The 21227-nt window shown below is 55.3% G+C and carries 18 protein-coding genes; 9 read left to right on the top strand and 9 right to left on the bottom strand.

What is annotated here, in order from left to right:
• Nucleotides 1-125: 125 nt before the first annotated feature.
• A complete protein-coding gene (locus DSM25558_RS22435; protein ID WP_077106899.1) occupies nt 126-902 on the bottom strand; it encodes a hypothetical protein in 777 nt (258 codons plus the stop codon).
• Entirely contained in the window at nt 899-3976 is a 3078-nt protein-coding gene (locus DSM25558_RS22440) for an HsdM family class I SAM-dependent methyltransferase (protein WP_077106900.1), read from the bottom strand. The genes DSM25558_RS22435 and DSM25558_RS22440 overlap by 4 nt, the downstream gene beginning before the upstream one ends.
• Nucleotides 3977-4445: 469 nt before the next feature.
• Between DSM25558_RS22440 and DSM25558_RS22445 the strand changes: the two genes are divergently transcribed.
• The 3 genes from DSM25558_RS22445 to DSM25558_RS28575 all read left to right on the top strand — a co-directional run bounded on the left by DSM25558_RS22445 (nt 4446) and on the right by DSM25558_RS28575 (nt 6431).
• Nucleotides 4446-4910 (top strand): hypothetical protein, encoded by a 465-nt coding sequence (locus tag DSM25558_RS22445; RefSeq protein WP_083716621.1) that lies wholly within the window; start codon nt 4446-4448, stop codon nt 4908-4910.
• 71 nt (nt 4911-4981) lie between these two features.
• The gene (locus DSM25558_RS22450) at nt 4982-5425 is read left to right on the top strand and encodes a hypothetical protein (protein WP_143240214.1); all 444 of its coding nucleotides are present in this window, start codon (nt 4982-4984) and stop codon (nt 5423-5425) included.
• A 523-nt stretch (nt 5426-5948) separates the two neighbouring features.
• The gene (locus DSM25558_RS28575; RefSeq protein WP_143240215.1) at nt 5949-6431 is read left to right on the top strand and encodes a hypothetical protein; all 483 of its coding nucleotides are present in this window, start codon (nt 5949-5951) and stop codon (nt 6429-6431) included.
• Between the two features lie 117 nt (nt 6432-6548).
• Here DSM25558_RS28575 and DSM25558_RS22460 read toward each other — a convergent pair whose 3' ends face one another.
• Together DSM25558_RS22460 and DSM25558_RS22465 are read right to left on the bottom strand one after the other, a co-directional pair.
• Nucleotides 6549-7661, bottom strand: coding sequence for a DUF3800 domain-containing protein (locus tag DSM25558_RS22460; protein WP_083716622.1), 1113 nt, complete (start codon nt 7659-7661; stop codon nt 6549-6551).
• Nucleotides 7662-7698: 37 nt separating this feature from the next.
• A complete protein-coding gene (locus tag DSM25558_RS22465; protein WP_077106904.1) occupies nt 7699-8418 on the bottom strand; it encodes a DUF1353 domain-containing protein in 720 nt (239 codons plus the stop codon).
• Nucleotides 8419-8791: 373 nt separating this feature from the next.
• Here DSM25558_RS22465 and DSM25558_RS22470 point away from each other — a divergent pair, with 373 nt between their 5' ends.
• Both DSM25558_RS22470 and DSM25558_RS22475 read left to right on the top strand, forming a co-directional pair.
• Entirely contained in the window at nt 8792-9835 is a 1044-nt protein-coding gene (locus tag DSM25558_RS22470; RefSeq protein WP_077106905.1) for a DUF1963 domain-containing protein, read from the top strand.
• A 232-nt stretch (nt 9836-10067) separates the two neighbouring features.
• The gene (locus tag DSM25558_RS22475) at nt 10068-10589 is read left to right on the top strand and encodes a hypothetical protein (protein WP_077106906.1); all 522 of its coding nucleotides are present in this window, start codon (nt 10068-10070) and stop codon (nt 10587-10589) included.
• 25 nt (nt 10590-10614) lie between these two features.
• Here the strand turns inward: DSM25558_RS22475 and DSM25558_RS22480 are convergent, their stop codons facing one another.
• Nucleotides 10615-11145, bottom strand: coding sequence for a GNAT family N-acetyltransferase (locus tag DSM25558_RS22480; RefSeq protein WP_077106907.1), 531 nt, complete (start codon nt 11143-11145; stop codon nt 10615-10617).
• Nucleotides 11146-11299: 154 nt separating this feature from the next.
• Here DSM25558_RS22480 and DSM25558_RS22485 point away from each other — a divergent pair, with 154 nt between their 5' ends.
• The gene (locus DSM25558_RS22485; RefSeq protein WP_244554279.1) at nt 11300-12709 is read left to right on the top strand and encodes an IS1182 family transposase; all 1410 of its coding nucleotides are present in this window, start codon (nt 11300-11302) and stop codon (nt 12707-12709) included.
• Nucleotides 12710-12931: 222 nt separating this feature from the next.
• Here the strand turns inward: DSM25558_RS22485 and DSM25558_RS22490 are convergent, their stop codons facing one another.
• The 3 genes from DSM25558_RS22490 to DSM25558_RS22500 all read right to left on the bottom strand — a co-directional run bounded on the left by DSM25558_RS22490 (nt 12932) and on the right by DSM25558_RS22500 (nt 15226).
• On the bottom strand, nt 12932-13648 hold the full coding sequence (locus DSM25558_RS22490; RefSeq protein ID WP_077106908.1) for an N-acyl homoserine lactonase family protein: 717 nt from the start codon (nt 13646-13648) through the stop codon (nt 12932-12934).
• 80 nt (nt 13649-13728) lie between these two features.
• Entirely contained in the window at nt 13729-14544 is an 816-nt protein-coding gene (locus DSM25558_RS22495; protein WP_077106909.1) for a helix-turn-helix domain-containing protein, read from the bottom strand.
• 142 nt (nt 14545-14686) lie between these two features.
• The gene (locus tag DSM25558_RS22500; RefSeq protein ID WP_083716623.1) at nt 14687-15226 is read right to left on the bottom strand and encodes an RES family NAD+ phosphorylase; all 540 of its coding nucleotides are present in this window, start codon (nt 15224-15226) and stop codon (nt 14687-14689) included.
• A gap of 679 nt (nt 15227-15905) precedes the next feature.
• On the opposite strand from DSM25558_RS22500, the gene DSM25558_RS22505 reads away from it, so the two are divergent.
• Together DSM25558_RS22505 and DSM25558_RS22510 are read left to right on the top strand one after the other, a co-directional pair.
• The gene (locus tag DSM25558_RS22505) at nt 15906-17789 is read left to right on the top strand and encodes a DUF3857 domain-containing protein (protein WP_077106911.1); all 1884 of its coding nucleotides are present in this window, start codon (nt 15906-15908) and stop codon (nt 17787-17789) included.
• 289 nt (nt 17790-18078) lie between these two features.
• On the top strand, nt 18079-18822 hold the full coding sequence (locus DSM25558_RS22510; RefSeq protein ID WP_159442519.1) for a methyltransferase domain-containing protein: 744 nt from the start codon (nt 18079-18081) through the stop codon (nt 18820-18822).
• 346 nt (nt 18823-19168) lie between these two features.
• Here the strand turns inward: DSM25558_RS22510 and DSM25558_RS22515 are convergent, their stop codons facing one another.
• Nucleotides 19169-20164 (bottom strand): aldo/keto reductase, encoded by a 996-nt coding sequence (locus tag DSM25558_RS22515; RefSeq protein ID WP_077106913.1) that lies wholly within the window; start codon nt 20162-20164, stop codon nt 19169-19171.
• 97 nt (nt 20165-20261) lie between these two features.
• Between DSM25558_RS22515 and DSM25558_RS22520 the strand changes: the two genes are divergently transcribed.
• Nucleotides 20262-21155 (top strand): LysR family transcriptional regulator, encoded by an 894-nt coding sequence (locus DSM25558_RS22520; protein ID WP_077106914.1) that lies wholly within the window; start codon nt 20262-20264, stop codon nt 21153-21155.
• Nucleotides 21156-21227: the final 72 nt, after the last annotated feature.

Raw genomic sequence — 21227 nt, forward strand, 5'->3', positions numbered from 1 at the left:
GTAAGCGAAACTGCGCAGGCAATCAATAGTGCGACAGCAGACGTCGACATATGTGCACGCAATAATTCCGAGTGGATTAACAACAGGCGTTGGTTTCGGGCGTACGCCGCGGGGCAGAATCAAGACTACCGTGCAGAAGGGACACAATCGAATTCCAAGACGATGTGAAACACAAGAACTTCAGTCTGGGCGGGTGATTTCACAAAATTGAATGGTACTTGGCTGAACAAAATCTGTTGCCCGCTTGGGGGTAGCGAGTGTTGAAACGAGGAGATCGCTGGAGATGCAGAGCCCATTTGGCTGTTGATCCTCGCAAGCCAAGTGGCCCGATCGTCAGCTACTGTATAAGCGATCATGCCGCCAACGAGATCGTCTGTGTATGGTTCTTTGGGATCAGAGAAACGCCCGAGCCCGTCCCCCGACAGGTATTTTTTAGCAATTTCGGCATCTTTGGTCAGCACCTTCGCCTCGATACGGAGGTCGAAACTGCCAAGCCCGCTGCGGTAAAAGCGGAAATCCGTTGGCTTCGCATAGCGACCGATGCCTGCTTTCCGGCGACGTGGAGCTTCGGCGTAAAACTCAAGACTGTCTATATCAGCGATATCAGGCCCAAAATTGTGGGCATTGAGTATGAAATCGCGCTTGACCAACTCCATCTGCTCAACCAGGGCCTCGGAAACAGCCGTCTCTTCTGGGACTTGGAATCCGTTTTTGTTGTTGATCCTGTGGGCGGACTTGCGCCACCACCCAGCTAGGCCGGTGTAGTGTTTTTGACCATCTGCACTCCGGATGCGTCGCTCTGCCTCCTCAAAAAGCCGAACAACCTGATAGATGGTATGCTCCCACAACAGCTTCTTACCGAGCGCTGCATTGCTAGTGAAGAAAACCTCAAAATCACTCAAGCAGCGGCCCCCGAGTGAAGTATGGCGGCCGAAATACCCTGAGCATCTGCAAACGCTTGCTCAATAGTCCAGGCGGCACGCGTCCATGGCTTCAAGACAGCAACGCTGTTTGAAGATGGATCGTAGCTTATGGCGGAGTATGGACTGAATTCTCCTGGACCGGCACCAGTCAATGCCATTTCCGACGCAACAGCGGCGGTCGATTCGTCACTGGGTGGTCCGAACTTTATCAGAATCTCAGCAAAATAGTCATCGCCTAGGTCATCTTGAAGTGCAACAACAACGTTAGCTAGCGAACCAAACCGCTGGACTAATTGCGTCGACAACATTGACTGGTATCGGTCGAGCTTATCGACATTTGGTCTTTGTAGGCTTGCGGTCGGCAATTGCGAATCTTCATAACCACTTCGAAATTCAACATATTCCTTTACCGATGCGGCGAAGGACACGTCGAGACCCATTCTAGCCGAGACCAGATTTGTGATCATCGACTGGTCCCCGGCGAGCAGCGTGTCTAGAGCACTATCGCCCAAACCATCGATTGGGAAAGGTACAGCTTCAAGATCATGCTTTTCCAAACGCGCATGGTCTAAAATCCAACTTTTCCCAATCAACGCGTAAAAATAACTGGCGACATCTGAAAGAAGATAATTTGCCATGGCGCTCAAAAGCTTCTTTTCGGCCACGCCAGCGATACGTTCTGGAAAGTAGATCGCGTTGAACGTCGATGAAAAACCGACCGGTTTTTCGATGAAAACAGCGTCGTTCATGCTGCGCGGAATCAACAACACATTTCCTGAGAACAGGGCCTTAAACTGCTTGGCAATCTGATATCGCTCAAGCTGCATGTGTGGATATGCTTCGAATCCGAAGCCCTCTAATCCAAGCGCTTGCTTATAATTCGCCTTTAGCAGAAGCTTCTCTGGAAGGCCAGTTTGAGCTGGACTCCCGCCGCGCGACATTCGCAATCCCCATGCTTCAAGAAATCCGCCGAGAGATTTCGACGTCTTCTCAGTCCACAGCTTGATGTGACGAGCGTATCTGCGGTCTAGCGGACGCAGGATGAGGTGGGTGAACCAGCCGTCCGGGTCGCGTACAAGATCGCGCAACCGGTGCGTTTCCACATCCGATGCGTTTGCGATGATCGACCACAAATGTCCCTTTTCACCGATTGGCTGAGACGACAGCAGCGGTGAGTAGATCCACACCTCGTCCATTGGATGAGGTTCGATATTCCGGGCGAACACCGCAATTGTTGGGCTTCTGGCTTCGGCGAACAGCCTATACCGGAAATGCGAAAGATTGGCGATGCCAGCGAGGGCGAAATGCGAGGCGACCGCATTTGGAAACGCTGAAGCGCTTCTGCTGACAAAGCTTCTTGTAGAGATGAGGACGCCCATAACGCCGTTCACAGCAAGCAGGTCTCGCTTGATCTTCCAAATGAAAAGCTCAGAAAGACGTTTGTTCGATATGGGATAATGACGCTCATTCAAAGTGGTATGGAATTCTATCGCCGCGACCATTGATTGAGCAATCTTATCCTGCCGTTCTTGAGAGCGCTGAGCATTTGTCCGGCTGGCGCTATCACCAAACGATCCCCATGGAGGATTGCCTACCACGTGGGTGAAACGTCCGACGCTGTTCGGACCTTCGCTCTGCACGGCAAACACATCCTGAGAAATGATGTTGTTCACCAGCGGCGGGAACACCTGTGTCCCGCGCGCCATTTTTGCGAGCGCTGTAATATTGGCGCCACTTATATAGTCCAGCAAGGTTAGGTACAGACTGAAACGGCAAACGTTTGCCGCCTGTCCATTTCGTTCGATTCCAAAAATGTTTCGTTCGAGCAACTTGCGCGAGGATCTGAATTGCTGCCCCCCCCAAGTGCCGGCCGGTAGTGTTCTTTCCAGTATGCGGCGATACGCGCCAACCAGAAAAATTCCGGATCCGGCCGCAGGATCGAGGACACGGCTCTCTTTTGTGAAAGGCTCAATGCGATCCGTCTCGTCCAGCACGTAGTCGACCAGGAAAGGCGGCGTGTAGAAAGCGCCGTCGTCTGACTTTGTATCCTGTGATTCCAGTGCGAGGAACAGTTCGTATATAGCGGAGATTGTTTCGGTCCGCAGCGTCGAGAAAGAGACATCCAGAAAGCTTAGCTGCCGCCCAGCAGGGCTAACGCGGTCTCCGTGACGTATTACGCGATGAATCATGTGAAGGGTGCCGTCAGTTACCGCCTTCCGGTGCGACTCCGAGACAGGAAAGATCGCTCCGTTCATCACGCCATCAATCGCATCAAACAACGACCAGACTTCTTTTGCAGGCCATACAACATGAGAACGCTGGGGATCGTCCAGACTTGCCGCGATCGATGGGCAAAGCAATTCGTCGCCGCCCGGAGCCTTCAGACTCGCGATCCAGCTCGTATCGACGATATGCCGGTCGAGTAGAACATAGAGGTATAGAAACCTACCAATAATCGCGTGAATGACTGACCGTTCCAGCTCTGTCTGCTCGGTCTGAACGACTTGGCTGAGAGCAACGATTCCTTCCAGCAAAGCCTTATCGACACGAGATGAGCGGTCGATAGAGAAATCTCGCCAAACCACTGAACTACTCAAAGCAATGGCCGTGAGCGACGTGAGTTCTACTGGGAGGGTCTCAGAATCTGTTAATTTTTCCCATGCCAGGCTGATCGCTTGCTCCGGCGGAGGTGCCAAACCGCGCCTTATCTGAAGGCCTGACGGCGTTGCCACAAAAAGTAGCGGCACGACCCCTTGGCTCCACACCAGACGATGAATGTCCTTGGCAGCGGCATCGTCCTGTGCCGCGCAGAAGTAAAGTATGGGTGTGAAACTCTGTTGATAGCCCGCACCGGGTAGTCCAAACCCGAATACAGCGTAGGCTCCCACTGTGTCAAATGCCTGGCGAACTATATGCCGATTTGATGTACCCTTGAATTGATCCCAAGAACGCGTCAGCCCGGCGCTGGCACCAAAACCGAGGCGTGTGATGACGTCCTCTATCCGTGCAAAGAGGTTCTCCGCCTTCTCGTCTTGTGTTGCGCCTTTATTCATCAAATTCTAAAATTTCGACTGATTCTTCCGGTGGCCTGCTTGCCAATTATCTCTTGAAATCACTGACAAGTCATTACGTTTAATGAATAATTTAAAATACCGAATTGTTCAGGTAGTTCAGGTACTTAGGTCGAAGCTAGGATTTGTTCCTTTATTGTTCCTCTCGTCAAGCGCTGATGGTCGTGGCGGGAGCAGAATGGCGATCTCATCCCACGTGTTGTTCGCGCGTACACGGACCCCCTGTGAAATGACGATCATCGCCACCTCGAAAGTTTGGTCGGCTGCTCGATCACCTCATCAAATCGATCGGAACTCAGCGCTAGCCATGTTGAGCGCATGCCACAGCAGTTCAAAGACCGATATGGATCCGCATACACTGAACCGGAACTATTGACATAACATCCGCAAAGGTGCTTGGTACTTCCCGACGAGTATCTGATAACATCACGCATCAACCGAGGTAAAATTGATGAGCGACGTTATATCTGTCCTGACATTTAAATCAGTCGAGACGATTCTGGCTGATGGTGGCACGCAGTCCTGGGCATTGGACAGGACGAGAGCTGCCCGATGTGACTATGTCGTCGTATGCCGAAATGCAAAGACCCGCGAAGCGCAAGGGCCAGAACCGCATGGAACGGCGTTTCTGGTCGGTAAGGTCAAGGATGTCGTTGCATCGACCGAAACAGCTGGCCGCTGGCTGATCCTAATCAGCGAATACGCCAGAACCAACGTTCCAGATCAGTGGTCTGGCCGAAATCCCGTAGCTTACTGGAGCGACCGGAACTTCTCAGATATCGACTTCAAGGGGCTGACTTACCAACCAATAGCCGCGTCAAAGGCGTTGGGGCTGACGATCGCCGAAGCTAAGGCGGGCCTCGCGGTCACGTTTGATGTGCCCGAAAGCGCCATCGAGATCACGATCCGGGGGTAACACGGCATCTGCAAGTGCGCGACGCATTTGCGAGATTCCACTAGTAGGCCATAATAATGAAGGAACTTAAAATGGCAGACACAGGTACAACTACAAAGGCGGAAAGTTTGCTCGAAAAGATGGCTGCGTTGGTAGAAGCGGCAGACGCAGAGGCAGAGCGCCGGAAACGGCAAGTCGATCAAGCGATCGCGGCGTTGGCCGCAGCTGAAACTGCAGCCAAGGCGGAGCTCAATTCGAAGCGTCGACTATACCAGATCAATTACCGCATCAAAGACGTGAAGGTGAAAACAAAGGGCACGGCCGATCAGCGCCGGACAGCTCTGGTGGCGATGATCGAATCCTTAAAGCCGTCAGAAAACCATACATCCACTTCGACTTGGATCGTGCGCCTTCACATTAAAAAAGCGGCCACGGTTCTGGGCTTACTAAAGGGCCCTGTCTCTAGTTTTGACTATCTAGCAGTTGCGCAAATCGACAGCAATCGCGCAAAATTTGGGGACGCTAATCTCCAATAGTGGTCGCTGCGTCTTCCGGGCGCGGAACCCAACGAAGTTGCCTTGAGTGGATGGAGTGGGGGGAATTCTCGCCTTTATCGATTTCATGGGCTTATATTGGAAGTGGAGGCGACAGGTGTATCTGTTGTCCTGAAAGCAGTGTAACGCGGTCGGCAAGACGAAAAAAATCGCTGCGACGTCGGGTATCTGTTTGCTTCAGTCCAAGTTAACAAGCTTTGCCGACACTGTAGTTTCTTCTCTCCACCTCCTCAATCTACCGATTAAGCTCCGGCGGATTCCCGCCGTGTGCTTCCTAAAGACAGATCTGGCACGGCCCGCCGTAGGGTCGAAATGCTGGCTCTGTCCGTTGCTAATTATCAGTTTCCAATTTCTGCGCATGTTCTTGGAGTACGCGATGCCACTACCTATTCCGCTACACTGCATTAGGCCAAACACTCAGAACTTAGGCGTTGGCACTGGCTTCGTGGTGAGGAGCGGAAACTCCAAATGGCTGGTGACATCGGTGCATCTCGTGAGTGGCCTCGTGAACACGCCCGCGAACCTTAGTTTCTTTATGAGCGTATCATTTCAAGTTGTTGGCAAGAATGTACGGCTTGCGCTCCAGACCGGCATCTCCGGGCGATACTCAATTGCGAATGATCCGTCTGATGGAATGTTCTTCGACGCCATGTCTGTCAAGCTTTCGGGCTTTGAAGCGGCTTCACTTGCCGCGTACGGCTTCTACGAGGCAAGTTCAATTGTTGCAGCCACAGTTGGTGAAAAAATCTTGATGACAGGTTTTCCCGGTATGAAGCTCCATCCGAAGTCGGCAACCTCGCTGGGCGCGGTTGTAACTCAAGTAGAAGGAGTGAGTGTAGCTGTATCGAAGGCCGGCCAACCTGGCCTCTCCGGTGGTCCTGCGACGACGTCTTCGGGACTTGTTGGACTGGTTCAGGGCACAACGAAAACGCCTACTGAAGGGCTAATCACATCGTTACTTCTTTTAAAGCCAATCCTCTTCAGCTAGACGGGGCAAGCCGAGACTACGACACCAAGACGCTCTAGGCGGAAATCAGCGCCCAATGTGCAATCATCCCCCCCGTGACAGGCGGCTGCGCTATCAAGGGAAGTAAAGTCTTGCAATCTAGATTGGCTCTCGAAACCTCTCCGCCATCATCCGATCTCGGTTGCTCATGACCGCATGAGCGAAAACCGGGTTTTCAGCGTTGGAGCGCTCCAGGAGTTCGTTCAGGAGCGAAAGGTTGGCGGTCTGTTGCTGCCCCAATGTTTGTCGGATCTCACTGAGTTCGTCATCGTCATTCAAGCAAATGAACGAAAAATATTTTCCGAGGAAGCCGACCATAACGTCTGAGATCTGGACGCCTAGTTCACTCTCGGAGTTTGCAAACCGGAAATGGTTGAGTTCCTTGATTCCATCGACGAATTGAACGTTTTTGATATACTCGATGATGACTTCTTCGACATCCAGAATGTGCGAAGCGTTCTTAAGGATGTAGAAGCGCTCCAGAAAGAAGGTGCCAAAGCCGCCAATCAGAACATTCGAAGTCTCGTTCTCAATAAAGGGGAGCGAGGCGACATTACGACCCATTTGCAACACGCCCTTCAACATCATGTAGTTAAAATGATCGAGCAGTTCAGAGCGTGCTTCAGCCAGGTCAAGCAGCTCCTCGATAAATTCGCGCCCGCGCTCTCTACCGACGTTGGGGAATGAATAGCGACGAAAAAGATCGATTAGCCCCTCAAGATCATATCGGAGGATTGAAAACAGATCGTTTTTCAGGTCGCGCTCGAAGGGGAAAAGTTGGGCGGCGGAATCATCCGACAAAATCGAGTCGACAATATCAACAACGCTCCAGTAGAGGGGATCAACCACCGAGAAGTGGACATACAGGCCCTGCTCGAGAACCCAACGCAGAAAAGTCTCCAATTTCTGACTGGTGAGTATTTTAAGAAAGTCGCCTGTCGCAACATGCTTAAGCTTGATCTCCGGAGCGCTGTCCTGCACCTTCAGAATCTTCCGCAAGTGTCTCAGGTCGAAACTCCGCTGCGGCCCGCTATAGGCTATGCCGCCGATAACAAAGCATGTGGGCTCGGGGATGTTGAGGCCATCCTCTCGAACGTGGACCCGTCGATGATTGTTGGTCTCGTCGTAAAAGATCGTGTAGGCGCGGTCAGCGTTGTGAAGGCCATTGAGGATGATCGGTGCCTTGCGCCGTTCATTCACATCGATAATCATTCGCGTCCTATCACTATCGTCCACCTCGGTGAGTTAGTCACTTCGTGATCCCAACGCTGCTGGTGGGCTTCTGGTCAACAAGCGACTGTTTAGGATGGGCCTCATCGGCGATTGCCATAAGCTGATCAAGCGTCAACGCATCCGCAGAATCTTCCTTAACATCAATCGCCGCCGCGATCGCCCGCAGTTCTCCGACCCCCGATTGATCTTGCAACTCACCGGGAAGCTGAACGAACACGACTTCCTTGCCAGTCGTCTGGATACAATCAATTCCAGCTGCGCATGGCTGTCCAGGAACGAGATAGCCCCACCGCGGTCCGAAGGCATAGACAGCGTAAAACAGAAGCTTGGCTTTAGGCTTTTGCAATCCACTGGATAGCATCGCATCATAGAACACACGATGTGTTTGCTTCCACGTTCGTACATGTCGATCGCAATACCAGTCGTGGATTACAGCGGCGCGAATATAGCTTTCTTCCCAAGACGAACCCACGAACGGTCGTAGAAGGGGCGGGATCGATGCACCGTCAGTCTTTGTTGCCTTATTGGTCTGCCAGCCCACGCCATTTGCATCGATGTAACCGAAATCTGCCTCGAGCTGCTTATGGTCGGGATCACCCAAAATGTCGACCAGTCCGAACTTACCTGTAAAGCAGTTCCGTTCATTCGCGGTTTGGCAGAACGTCACGGCCGAAGCGGTACTGCACCCCAGGCAGATCCCTGTAACAGCTAAAGAAATAGCGATTATAATCCTCATGGAAAGCCCCCCTTCCTTCTAAACCTAGACTAGCAACCTCACAGAATAGATCAACAAAAAACAGTGCAAGCAAACATTGGATGCTTGCTGCGGACGCGACAGATAAAAAGCTGCTTCAAGGTCCTGAAGTTTGCTCCGGCGGCACTAAGCGCTGCAAGCTCCGTTAGGAGTTATCTTTTCCAGCGAGAGTGCAGACTACCTGATCGTTATCGCTGCGGCATTCCAGCTTGCTGGGCGCAAGGGAAGCCTTCTATGCTTTGCCGGCCTAGGGCGATTTCAAGCCGGACGTGGTTGGGGTGCACCTTATCGCCACTTGCCGTCGCGATTTGGTGACTTTACCTAAGCCCGTAATGCATATGGCAAGGGGTAAGGGATGTTCGATACGCCGGCGCAAGCGCATCAGGTAATCGAGGAGCGGTTCGCTCCCAATATGGTCGAGATGGTGGCGGGCGCGCTGCGACCGGCCATAGTGTTTTCGGCGAAAAATGACGACAAGCTTGGTGGCAGCCGGATTGGCGGTACGCCGGATCTGCCTAAGGTGATCGAGTGGCCGCGGCGACCGGTTCCCGACGATGTCGATGAGATCGCTAAACGCGCAGGCGAGCCTTTCGACGCTGATTTGCGCCAGCATCTTGCCGCGGGCCTGCCCTACGCCTTTATCGCGCAGGTCAATCTGGGCGAGGCGGCGGGTCTCGGCGATGTGGCGAAATCTTTGCCCGATGCGGGCCGGTTGTTGTTCTTCTACGACATGATTGCCGGCCCGTTCGACACAGGCGAGCAGTCGGCCAAGGTGATCTGGGACCGCAGCCCGACCGACGCGCTTGCGCATGCGGACATGCCGGACAGTCTTGTAACCGCCGCTTCTGCCTATCGCACGATGATTGACGACACGAACCGGCAATACGGCATACAGCCGGACGCTCGCCCGGCCGGTACGCCTTTGCCGGGCACACCCTATGGCGGCCCTTCCCGACCGATGGCTCTGAAGGCTGCGCTGCAGCTGCCCTCCTTTTCCAGCCTCGAATTCGAGGCGACCGGCCGGTTGGTCACGACCTATTCCGCGGATCGGGCGGTGATCGGCGGCGCCCAGGCGTTCAGCCAGGCCTATGACGCGCTTTCGGGAGAGGCCGACCGGGAAACCCTGCTCCTCGGCGCGCCGGTGCCGGAGCAAGACGATCCCCGTTACGACGCGGTCGTCGTCAGCGACTACAACACGCAGTCTCTCTCCCGTGAGGACTGGGCGAAGAACAGGACCAAGGTGATGGAGACGGCAAAGGACTGGCGGCTTCTGCTGCAGCTCAGCGTGCCCGGCTGGATGCAGGACAGCGGGGAAGGCACCGTCTATTTCTTGATCCGCGACAAGGATCTTCAGGATCGGGCGTTCGAGCGCGTCGTCGCCGTATACCAGCAGACCTGAGGGCCAGTAATGCGTGCCACTTTTTCCCAGGCCCCGTCGTTCGAAGTCAGGCTAACATTTCGGGCGAAACTCGGGGAGTTTTGCTACGGCCTATCGGGCAAGTGAGCTCGTGGCTGCCGGATTCCTTTCGGCGGCCTCCCCATGTCGCGGAAATCCAATGCCTGTTACCTGACAGGAGTTAGTTGCTAAAGTCGTCGCAGGTTTCTAGGTGCTTTTGAATGGACGGTACTTATTGAGCAAGTTTGCATGGTCTGAACGGGCGAAAAATGCAGAGGAAGCACGAAGAGCTGTCAATGCTTCTCCGCGAGCGCCCGAATTGCTTAAGCGCTTTTCCAATGCCATCGATGCGGCTTATCCGCCAGGCTTCTGGGAGCATTATGATCGGCTGAAAAACGGCGACGCGCGCGGTGTGGAAATGGCTATCGAGTTCCTCGAGGCCGACCCCTGGTTCTTTCGATCCGGCTATATCAAGGCGAATCTCGCAAGGTTTCTAAAGCACGTCCGCTTATCGAACCATCAGGTTCGCCGATTGGAAAAGGTCTTGCTCAAAATCGTTGATGAAAGGAACACGCAAGAATTTCGCAATTATTGTCGTCTCGCCTGCATTATTGCGACCCCAGCGTTGATAGAAGCCCTGAAAGAACGTCTAACAGATGAAAGCCTCCCTCGCAGGCTCAGAGCGACATGGATGCTTTCCACTATCGAACAAACTCGCATGTCGCAGAAATCCTGCAGACTGTCCGAAAACTATTGAGGTCTTCCTCATTGCTTTGAACAGACTATTGTATAAGCACTCCGAAATCATCCCAGGCCATAACAATGTTTTGCGAACGCCAAATTGGCCCTGGATCGACATACCGACCGATGATTTCTGCACCTAGAGCCTCGTAAAAGGCAGTTGCCGCTCGATTACCTTCAACGACGCTAAGAGCCACGCCTGGATATTGCCGATCCCTTAGGTGGGTCGCCAGGTTTCTTAGAAGATGGCGGCCGATCCCCTGCCGTTTAAAATCGGGATCGATATAAAGGAACTTGATTTCGCCTCTCCCGCCGAACGCTTTTTCTGATGGAGCGCCGGCCGCCGCAATTCCAACAAGCCTGTTTTCCTTTTCGGCTACTAGAACCAGTTGATCTGCCTCCGGCACAGATAATTTTTCGTTCCATTTCTCGAAACGATAACTTTCATCCAACGTCACAAACGCGTTCTCCGGAGCGAGATCACGGTATGTCTGTTGCCAAACTGCTACATGCAGAATTGCGACTTCCCTGGCATCCCTAACACACGCTGCTCGTAATGTTATCTCTGTCATTCATTGACCTATCGAAGACTTTTGTTCGGTTCGTGCAACCTCAGTTTCTAACAAGTTGCCAAATTTGTCGACGATGATGCACTGGGATTCCGACAGCGAAGGCCCCATGCTATATTTTGCCATGGCACATTTATCAGGAATTGACCGTTCCCAAATGCTGCTTCTACCGGAAGCGGTTGAGGATTATGTCGGCCCGGACAACCCGGTCCGCTTCATCGAGGCTTTCGTGGATGGCCTCGATCTTGCTGCCGCAGGCTTCGTGCGCGTGGCTGCCAAGGAGACCGGCCGTCCGGGTTATGATCCGGCCGATTTACTGAAGTTGTACGTTTATGGCTACATCAACCGCGTACGATCCAGCCGACGGCTGGAGGCAGAGGCCCATCGCAATATCGAGGTCATCTGGCTGCTGCGGCACCTGAAGCCGGACTTCCGCACCATCGCCGATTTCCGCCGCGTGAACCGGTCGGCCTTCAAGCAGGTGTTCCGGGAATTTGTCATCCTGTGCCGGCAGCTCGATCTGTTCGGACGCGAACTGCTGGCGGTCGATGGCACGCGCATCAAGGCGGTGAACAACAAGGACCGCAACTTCACCCGTGGAGCGTTGACGAAGTTCATCAACGAAGCCGACGAAAAACTGGCCGCTTATATGAAGCGTCTTGATGAGGGCGATGCCGACGAAGACAAGGTAGCCAGCGGCAATGGCTCCGGCCGCGGCGATGACAAACTCTCGGAAAAGATTGCGGCGATCAAAGGCAAGCGGGATCGCCACAAGGCGCTACTGGATGAACTGGACAAGACCGGCGAGGACCAGATCTCGCTGACCGATCCGGATGCCCGCGCCATGGCGCGCATGACGAAGGTCGGCGTCGGCTACAACATCCAGCTCGCGGTGGACGTGAAGCACAAGCTGATCGCCGAGCAGGAGGTCTGCAACCAGGTGCTCGACATGGGGCTTCTTGCCCCGACGGTCGAGGCAGCGATGGACACGCTCGGTGTCGACAGAATCGCGGCGGTAGCCGATCGGGGCTACTTCAAGATCGAGGACATCGAAGCCTGTGAAACTGCCGGTATCACCGCCTATGTTCCCAAACCGATACGCGGTCCGGCCGTGGCCCAGGGTTTCTTCTCCAAAGAGGAATTCCGCTACGATCCGGACAAGGACATTTACCTTTGCCCCGCAGACCAGGTGCTCTCACCCCGTCACTTCGGGAAATCACGCGACAATGTGAAGATCGACTACGTCAACCGCGACGCCTGCAAGGCATGCCACCTGCGTGAACGCTGCACCAGAAGCTTCCGTCGCGTGTCGCGCCTCGAAAACGAGGCGGTGCTCGACCGCATGGCGGCGCGTCTTGCCGCCCGGCCCGACATTCTGGACCGACGGCGCGAAAGCGTGGAGCATCCGTTCGGCACGATCAAGCAGTGGATGTATCAGGGCGCGTTTCTGATGCGCAGGCTGGAAAACGTGCGAGGGGAGTTTAGCTTGACGGCGCTCGCCTACAATATCAAAAGAGCCATCACCCTTGTCGGCGTTGCGGGCCTGATTGCCGCCGTTAGGGCGTAAAAGGCCGTCCTATGCACATTTTGAACCAGATAAGAGCGACCAGATGCTCGATCATGCCTTTCCGGCTCTTTGGACATCGATAATAAGAAAATCTCGCCACTTTTAGAGGTCCGGCACTGAACAGCGCAGTTCTTCATTTATCCAAAGAGTTTTTGGACGCTCTGTAGGATTTTCGCGACAGCATGGCCGCCACAGAGGCCTCGTGGGAGATTGGCAGGTAGATCATTCGTAAAACGCTGGGGAGTGACGTAAGGATTTCCATTGTTGGGCATCATGCCCGTAGACGACAAATGCCAAGCCTTCGCGTTCCGCAATGTCAGACACCTTCTGTGTGCTTCGTCTGATGGCCGGTTCATCGTCCATATCGGTTATGAACATCTGACGCGTTGCCGCGTCCGCCATCGACTGGTGCATAATAGCGTCGGCAGCAAGCAGTATGCCTCCCGTCTTTGGAAGATGAACCAACACAGACTGATGGCCGGGGACATGACCGCTAGTTTCCAGCAATTCCACGCCCGGAACAAGCTCGATGTCGCCTTCGATGAGACGATACCGAAGCGACGGATGATCCCACACCGCCCGATTGGCCGAAAACCGGGGACAGCCACCTTTAGCCAGTTCATAGTGCTTTCGCTGAATGACGAATTCGGCGCTGGCGAACAGATCGTGGTTGCCGGAGTGGTCGTCATCAAGATGGGTGCATACGAGATAATCAATGTCGGAAGGTTTGAGTCCGATGGCCGCCAGGCGAGCGACCACCGTATCCCCCGGCCTCATTTCGATTGAAAGTCCCGGTGGGTTACGAGGATCTTCGACGAAAGACCGTGGCCAACCTGTATCAATAAGAATGTTAATGCCGTTCGTTGTCTGAACTAGGTAGCCCGGAACGGGCACATCGCCGGGCTGCATTATGCCCAGGTGAAGCAGATGAAGGCGCATGGCTCTTTTGGTCTCCCTTCGAAAAAATCCGATATTCGTCGAAAGGCGTGGCCGGTATTGAATAAATGGGACAATCGGCCTCACAAATAATAGGCGATCCCCGATGGGCCACTCTGCGCGCCGAAGTGATCGGCCAGGGGCGTGCGAGCTTCACGGGCATATGCTCCTGGCGTTACGCCCAGCCGCCGTTGCCAGCTTCTTATCTGATGTGCTTGGTCGCTGAACCCATGTATGGGCTCGCCGCTGTCGGACTGAACGCTCTTCAGGCTGGAATGCAATCGTTCCAAATCTGCGAGTGACTTTGGCCCCATGCCAAGGTGTCGGAGAAAAAGACGATGGAGTTGCCGGCGACTGACTTGGGTAGTCTCTGCGGCTGTTTCGACGTTTCCGCCACCTTTCAGGATTGAATGCGCCATAGCGATCTGCTTGCCCTCCGAAATAAGGCGCGTGCTGCTCATCCTGGAAATCAGCCAGTGATCCAGCAAGGCTGCGATACGTCTCGGTTCCTGTTCCAGCCCGACGCTATTTTTCAACGTCTGCGCGGAAGCGTCGCCGGTGAGAGCAGCAAGATCAAGCAGAATGTCGGCGGTACCCGTTCCGGTATTGGGAAACAGCCGGACAAGCCCAGGAATTGTCAGCATCACCATGGCGAAATAGGTGTCTGACCACGAACGCCAAGCGCGGCTTCGTGACTGCAAACCGAGAAAAGACACGCTCGGGACCAGACCTCCATCCTCCGCTGCATTGGGACGGCCCATGTTGACGGATAGCACCGCCAGAGGGATGGGGCTTGTTCGGGTTAAGCGTCCTGCATATTTTCCCGGCAGATCTTCAATGAACCAGTAGGCGTGTACCAGCGTGGCGAGCTTGGGAGCAGGAGGAAGAATTAGGAACATGAAAACCTCCTCGTTTCTAGCTGCTTGTCTCGCTCATCAAGTTCGCTAAACCGCGTTTTCGCACAAATCCCGACATTTGCTCGAATTCTATAGCTAACTTTTGCGGCGTCCGAAATTCCGGATTTCCGCGAATCCGGCTTACCTACAAGCCCCATTTGGGGCCATCAGGCGTCAAAACAATCTCGACAGGATCGCCGCATACCTCAACGAAGGGGCCACCGCTCCCATTCCAGCGGAAGAGGTTGAGATGCCATCCACCCGGTATCATACGTGACCTGTCGATGATGCCGTCCGCACCTGCCTTCCGAGCGATGTCAACATTACGCCATGAGGCAGGCTCTCTGCCTTCCGATAAAGCTGTTCGCCAGGATTCATTGGATGACCCGCGATCTATCCCAAGCCGCCTACAGGCCTCTTTATCGTGTTGATCGAGAACGATCGCATCACTTACCTTCAGCGGCACAACGACGCGCGGAAGTCTGTCCTCGCGCATATAGCCCGATATAGCCTGTATGGACCACTCCAACGCGGCACTTGTGTAAAGCGTTGGTTCGCCTAAACGATGGTAGCGGCCTGCGCTAGCGGCACCCGGTGGGTCCAAGACCTGATGAACTTTTTCCGCGAGAATGGATCGGAAGAACGTCCCGGAAATCTTCTTGAATACTGCTTGGTCTTCAGCCATTGCGGCGGGCCTCATTGCGAGATCGGATTAGGGTCTATGAAAGTTTCATGACACCGGTGTGATGTCTGCAATGGCAAGCGAATCCGAATTATTGTTATGTCGCGAAATTCCCGAGTTTTGTTCGGTATTTTATCTCGACTTTTGCAGCGCTGCAAAATCAGGATTTCTGCGACATAGAATATTATCAGGGTTGAAGGCCAGCTACGATCATTGATGATTAGCCGAATAGGCTTCTATCATCACATATCGAACTCTCTTATTTGGAAAGTATTTTATAGATCGTTGCAGATTTTATTTGATAATTGCATTATACACTATGTTGTTTGGCGGATTACTGCCGCTCTGGCACGAGCGTAGGGATTTCCTAATTTCTTGAAAATTAAAGATATTTAATATTTCGATCGAAAAAGACGATTCTCTTTGACGCAAAAAAGCCGTAGATCGATGTTGTTTTAAGATGTTCTTTTATTAGAAGATACATGAGAAACGGAGCATTCAGGTCTGATCTACGTCTTTTACTACGCCCATCGGCTCACGATGACGACGGCCTGAAGGCCTTAGTCCGCACTCTTCGAATCCAATGCGGCAACCGGCTTGGCCCGATGTCAGGAGTGTGACCATGGCGCGTAGATCGCTGGAGCCTCGCGTTCTGAAGAAAGGCTCCTAAGGAGGTTTCGTTATGAACAGCGATACGTCAAAAATGAGCCGTGAAGCGCTCCTGCATCGAGCGACCGAAATACTACTTCTGAGTTCGGTTTGCCTTTTGGCCATCGACCTTCCCGCCCGTGCAGCCGAGACCGTCGAGCAAAGCGAAAGCCTCCACTACGAGGTTGCTCCGGATTATTCCTACAAGCTGACGGTGGTGGCCGACAGGTTCGTCGACAAGCAGGCCGAGGTGAACGATGCGTCCCACATCTCCTACACCTACGATCCTGACAGAACGGCCTTCCACCTCGTCGAAGGCTGGGTCGACGGGCCGGACGGCACCCGCCACGAGCCAGCGCCCGACGCCATCTTTACGCGCCCGAGCGCGGCCTCTCGCGATGCGCCGGGTTTCGTGTCCTCGGTGACGACCACCGTGGTCATGCCCGGCGTCGTGAAGGGCAGCCATGTCCACTACAAAGCCGAGGAGACGGTTCGAAAGTTGCCCCTGATGGGCTTCAACCCCATGGCGTGGCTAAGCCCCTTCATGACCGCCGACGAACGTGTCGTTATCGACATTCCAGCCGACCTTCCCCTTTCGATCGGCAGTCAGGGCGGCTTCGTCGTGTCCGACACGACGACGGACGGCATGCGCCATATCGTGGCGGATGCCAGCATGCGAAACGTCTCGATGCGGGACAGGGAGCCGCACATGGCGCCGACCGAGGAGTTCGGGCCCATGTTCCTCGCGACCTCGCTGAAAAGCTACGAGGCGGCGGGCGCGATCTACCATCGCGTGAACGAGGACAAGGCGACCGTGAAGCCCGACATCGAGGCCCTCGCCCGGAAAATCGTCGGGGATCGCAAGGGCCTGGATGCCGCGCGCGCGATCTATGACTGGATCGCCAAGAACATCCGCTATCTCGCGGTCTATCGGAACGACGACGCCGGCGAAGAGTCCCATGACGCATCGACGGTACTGAAGAACGGCTACGGCGACTGCAAGGATCACGTCACGCTGATGCAGGCCCTCCTCGCGGCGGTCGGCATTCGCGCCGAGCCCGCACTGATCGACTGGAGCAACCGGGACAAGCCGTTGCCGATCTGGTCGAGCCGCGAGACCAATCATGCCATCGTCTACCTCCCCGATTTCGACGTGTTTGCCAATCCAACCAGTCCCTTCACGCCATTCGGCGCGCTCGACCAGAACCTCAGCGGCAAACTCGCGATCCTCGCCGGCGAGAAGCCCCAGGTGCGGCAGACGCCCGCGATGACGCCGAAGGCCGGGCGCTTCACCACGAACGGCACGATCCACATCGCGGCGGACGGAACCGTGGATGGCACGGCGACGGCGACGATGGCGCCGAGCCTGGAGGAAGGCCTCCGTGCCCGCCTGCAGGATTCCGACCGGAATGACGCGCAGATCGACCAAGCGCTGCGTGACACACCCGAGGGCGGCTTTGGTCATCTAAAGACCAGCGACACCTACGATATGGATCACCCGCTGGAACTCTCCATGAATTGGCACAGCCCGCACGGGATCGAGCCGACAGCGAACGCGTTCGTCCTGCCCACGCCGCCCTCCTTTGCCCCCATGGAGGGTTTGAGATCGTATCTTGACCGGGACAGTCAGCGAAAAACCCCGATGGCCCTGCCCGTTCGCGATATCGTTTCGACCTACACGGTAACTCTGCCACCCGACCTTCGAATTGCGGCAGCACCGAAGGACGTCTCCGTCGACACCCCGGTCGGTTCCTACACGGCGACATATGCGTTGAACGGGGACGAACTCCTCGTCCGCCGCAGGCTCGTCATCAAGTCGAAACGGATTGAGCCGTCAGCCTATCCCGATCTCGAACGAGTGATCTATGCGGCCCAGGGCGACCAGACAGCCATCGTAACGATGGGCAAGCCCGGTTGAGGCTGCCGCCAAAATGATATCGAGCGCTGATACGCTCAGGGAGAACTGCCCAATGCCGTCGACCGCTCAATCATCGGCTCTCGGGATTGGAATGATTTCGACATCGCAATTTTCACTTTGGGTGCGCAGCTAGTTTTCCCGATTTTTGTTCAGAATCTAATCAGATATTCTGGAATATTTAAGAAGTCAGGAAATTTGCGACAGCGCAAACGCGTTGCGCCAACCGCGGTTATTGCTCGTCGAGCATCGCCCTATGAGTATACCAGTCAACCGGCATTCGGAGGCCCGCTTGAGTAGCGACCGCTTTTATGACGACCTCTTTCTGTCAGAGATATATGATGCCTGGCATCCACGCTCAGTTCGCGACGATTTCGACTTCTACCTGCCCATTATCATGAATGCAGGCTCAGTGCTCGATATCGGATGTGGAACAGGGTCACTTCTACATGAAGCAAGAGCCGCTGGGCATCTCGGCGACTTGTGCGGGATCGACCCAGGGGCAGGCGTGCTATCTCGTGCTCGGACTTTACCGAATATCAATTGGGTACTAGGCACGCTCCCTCAGTCCGCTTGGAGCACCAAGTTCGAGCTCGCCGTCATGACCGGACATGCATTCCAAGCCATCATTGCCGATAATGATGTGGAACAGTTCCTCTCAGACGTCCGAGACTGCCTGGCTGAGGGCGGACTGTTCGCATTTGAGAGCCGAAATCTCTTAGTCCGCCCGTGGGAACAATGGACACCTGAGCGCCCTGCCGTGGTCTACTTGGACGATCATAGCTTGGTGAAGATTGTCACGACCGTCACGTCAGAGTTCGACGGTCGCACAGTATCCTTCAGACATGACTTCTCTGGAGACCATCCAGACCTCCCCTTGAGCAGCGAAAGTACACTGCGCTTCCATCATGCGGACGAGCTTGCGGCGCTTCTGGTGAAGCATGGGTTTGCTGTTGAGCAGCAATACGGCGACTTCCAGTCGGGATCGTTTACGAACGAGAGTCCTGAAATCATTACGATTGCAAGACGGCCATGAGCAGCCCAAACGGAGCGACTATCGTAGAACACTCGCGCGGCTAGAACATTGAAGAGTTTTCAGTATCGGCACGAAGCGGAAGAACTGTCGCAATAATTCCGAATTTTATTCGATATGGTAGCCGGACTTTTGCAACGCTGCAAAATCATGGTTTCGAGACAATCCTAAAACGACTTTTATGTGATGTTCATCGTATAACTCCAGCGCATGGCGGGTAACGCTCACCTCCCGTGGACAGCTCGGCCACTTAGAAGCCGAACTGGCCATCCGAAAATCTAGAATCATATCTGCAGCTTCGATTGCGACCGCACGATCCAGTGACCCACGGCCACCATCAATTATCCCCTCAGCGGTCTACGAGGGCCAGTGCCTCCGCCGTATAGCGGTCGCCGCTGATCGCTTCCTTCGGCATCGCCCGCTCGATCGCTGCGAGATCCTCGGCCGACAATGCTACCGTCGCGGCTCCCGCATTGTCTTCGAGATGCCTGATCTTGCGGGCGCCGGGAATGGGTACGATGAAATCGCCCTGATGCAGGACCCAAGCGAGGGCGAGTTGCGCGGGCGTGATGCCCTTGTCGGCGGCCATCGTTCCCAGGGTGTCGAGCAGTGGCCGGTTCGCGGACAGGTTCGCCGCCTCGAACCGCGGCAATGTGCGGCGGAAGTCATCCGGGCCAAGGCTCTCGCGATCCTGGATGGCACCGGTCAAGAGGCCGCGTCCGAGCGGGCTGTAGGGTACGAAACCGATGCCGAGGTCCCGGCATGTCGGCAGAACCTCTGTCTCGGGCTCCCGACTCCACAGCGAATATTCGCTTTGTACCGCCGCGATGGGATGCACGGCATGCGCCCGGCGGATGGTGGCGGCGCTGACTTCGGACAAGCCGAGCGTTCGCACCTTGCCAGCCCGTACGAGATCCGCCATCGCGCCGATGGTGTCCTCGATCGGCACGGCGGGATCGACGCGGTGCTGATAGAATAAATCGATGACGTCGATGCCGAGGCGCTTCAGCGAAGCGTCGCAAACGGCTCGGACATGCTCCGGCCGGCTGTCGAGCCCGATCATCCGCTCGGTCCCTTGTCCCTGGTCGCTGATCTTGAAGCCGAATTTGGTGGCGATCACCACGCGCTCGCGCATTCCCTTGATCGCCCGGCCGATGAGTTCCTCGTTTTCGTAAGGGCCGTAGACCTCCGCCGTGTCGAGAAACGTGACGCCGATGTCGATGGCGCGGTGAAGGGTGCGAATCGAATCGGCTTCTGGCTGCCCGCCATAGGCAAAGCTCATTCCCATGCAGCCGAGGCCCAATGCCGAAACGGCAAGATCCGGTCCGAGATGACGTTCGTTCATTGCGTGACTCCTTGTTGAACAGAGCCTCAAGATACAGCCTGCATAACTGATCGATAAGCCGCGACAGATTCAAAGGCCTGTTCTATAATGCTCATCAATGAAGCGAGCCGATCTCCCAGCGCTGTCGATCTTCGCCACGGTTGCCCGGCATGGCAGCTTCCGGGGAGCTGCCCGTGCAGAGGGCATATCTGTTTCGGCGATCAGCCATGCGGTTCGTGGGTTGGAGGAGAGCCTCGGCTTTCGACTGCTGGATCGCACGACCCGAAGCGTCGCTCCGACGGAAGCCGGCCGCCGTCTTCTCGAAGGACTGGCCCCGGCGCTCGCCTCGATCACCGACGCCGTCGAACTCGCGGGCGAAACCGGCCATCAACTGACGGGCACGATCCGGCTGTCGGTGCCACGCTCGGCGGCCGAACTCGTATTGCTTCCACTAGTGCTAGCCTTCACACGTCACCACCCCGGCGCGGCGGTGGACATGCTGGTCGAGGACGGTCTGACCGACATCGTCGCCGGAGGCTTCGACGCCGGCGTGCGGTTCGGCGAGAGCCTGGAACAGGATATGATCGCTGTCCCGATCGGACCCCGTCAGCGTGCGGCGGTGGTGGGATCGCCCACCTATTTCGAAACGCATCCAATTCCGACGACACCGCACGACCTGGCCGATCATGTCGGCATCCGCCGGCGCTTCGCGGGCGGCGCCCTCTACGACTGGGAGTTCGAAAAGGAGGGCTCGGCGATGGCGGTCGCGATGCAGGGACCGATCACTTTGAACGACGACCGGTTGATCATCGAGGCCGCGCTGGGAGGGGCCGGCCTCGCCTATGCGTTCGAAAGGCAGGTGCTCGATAGCATCCAGTCCGGCGCGCTTGTGCGCGTCTTGGAAGACTGGTGCGAGCCGTTTTCCGGGTTCTTCCTTTACTATCCCAGCCGCAAGCTGATGCGGCCCGTGATGCGGGGGTTTATCAACGGCATTCGCTCTTCATGTCTCTGAGAGGGAACGGTAGAGGCTATGTCTTCGACTGCGGTCAGAAGGAGCACATAGCGGTTGTCGCAGATGTCCCGA

It is taken from the genome of Agrobacterium sp. DSM 25558, from assembly GCF_900100825.1.
Lineage (GTDB): Bacteria > Pseudomonadota > Alphaproteobacteria > Rhizobiales > Rhizobiaceae > Agrobacterium.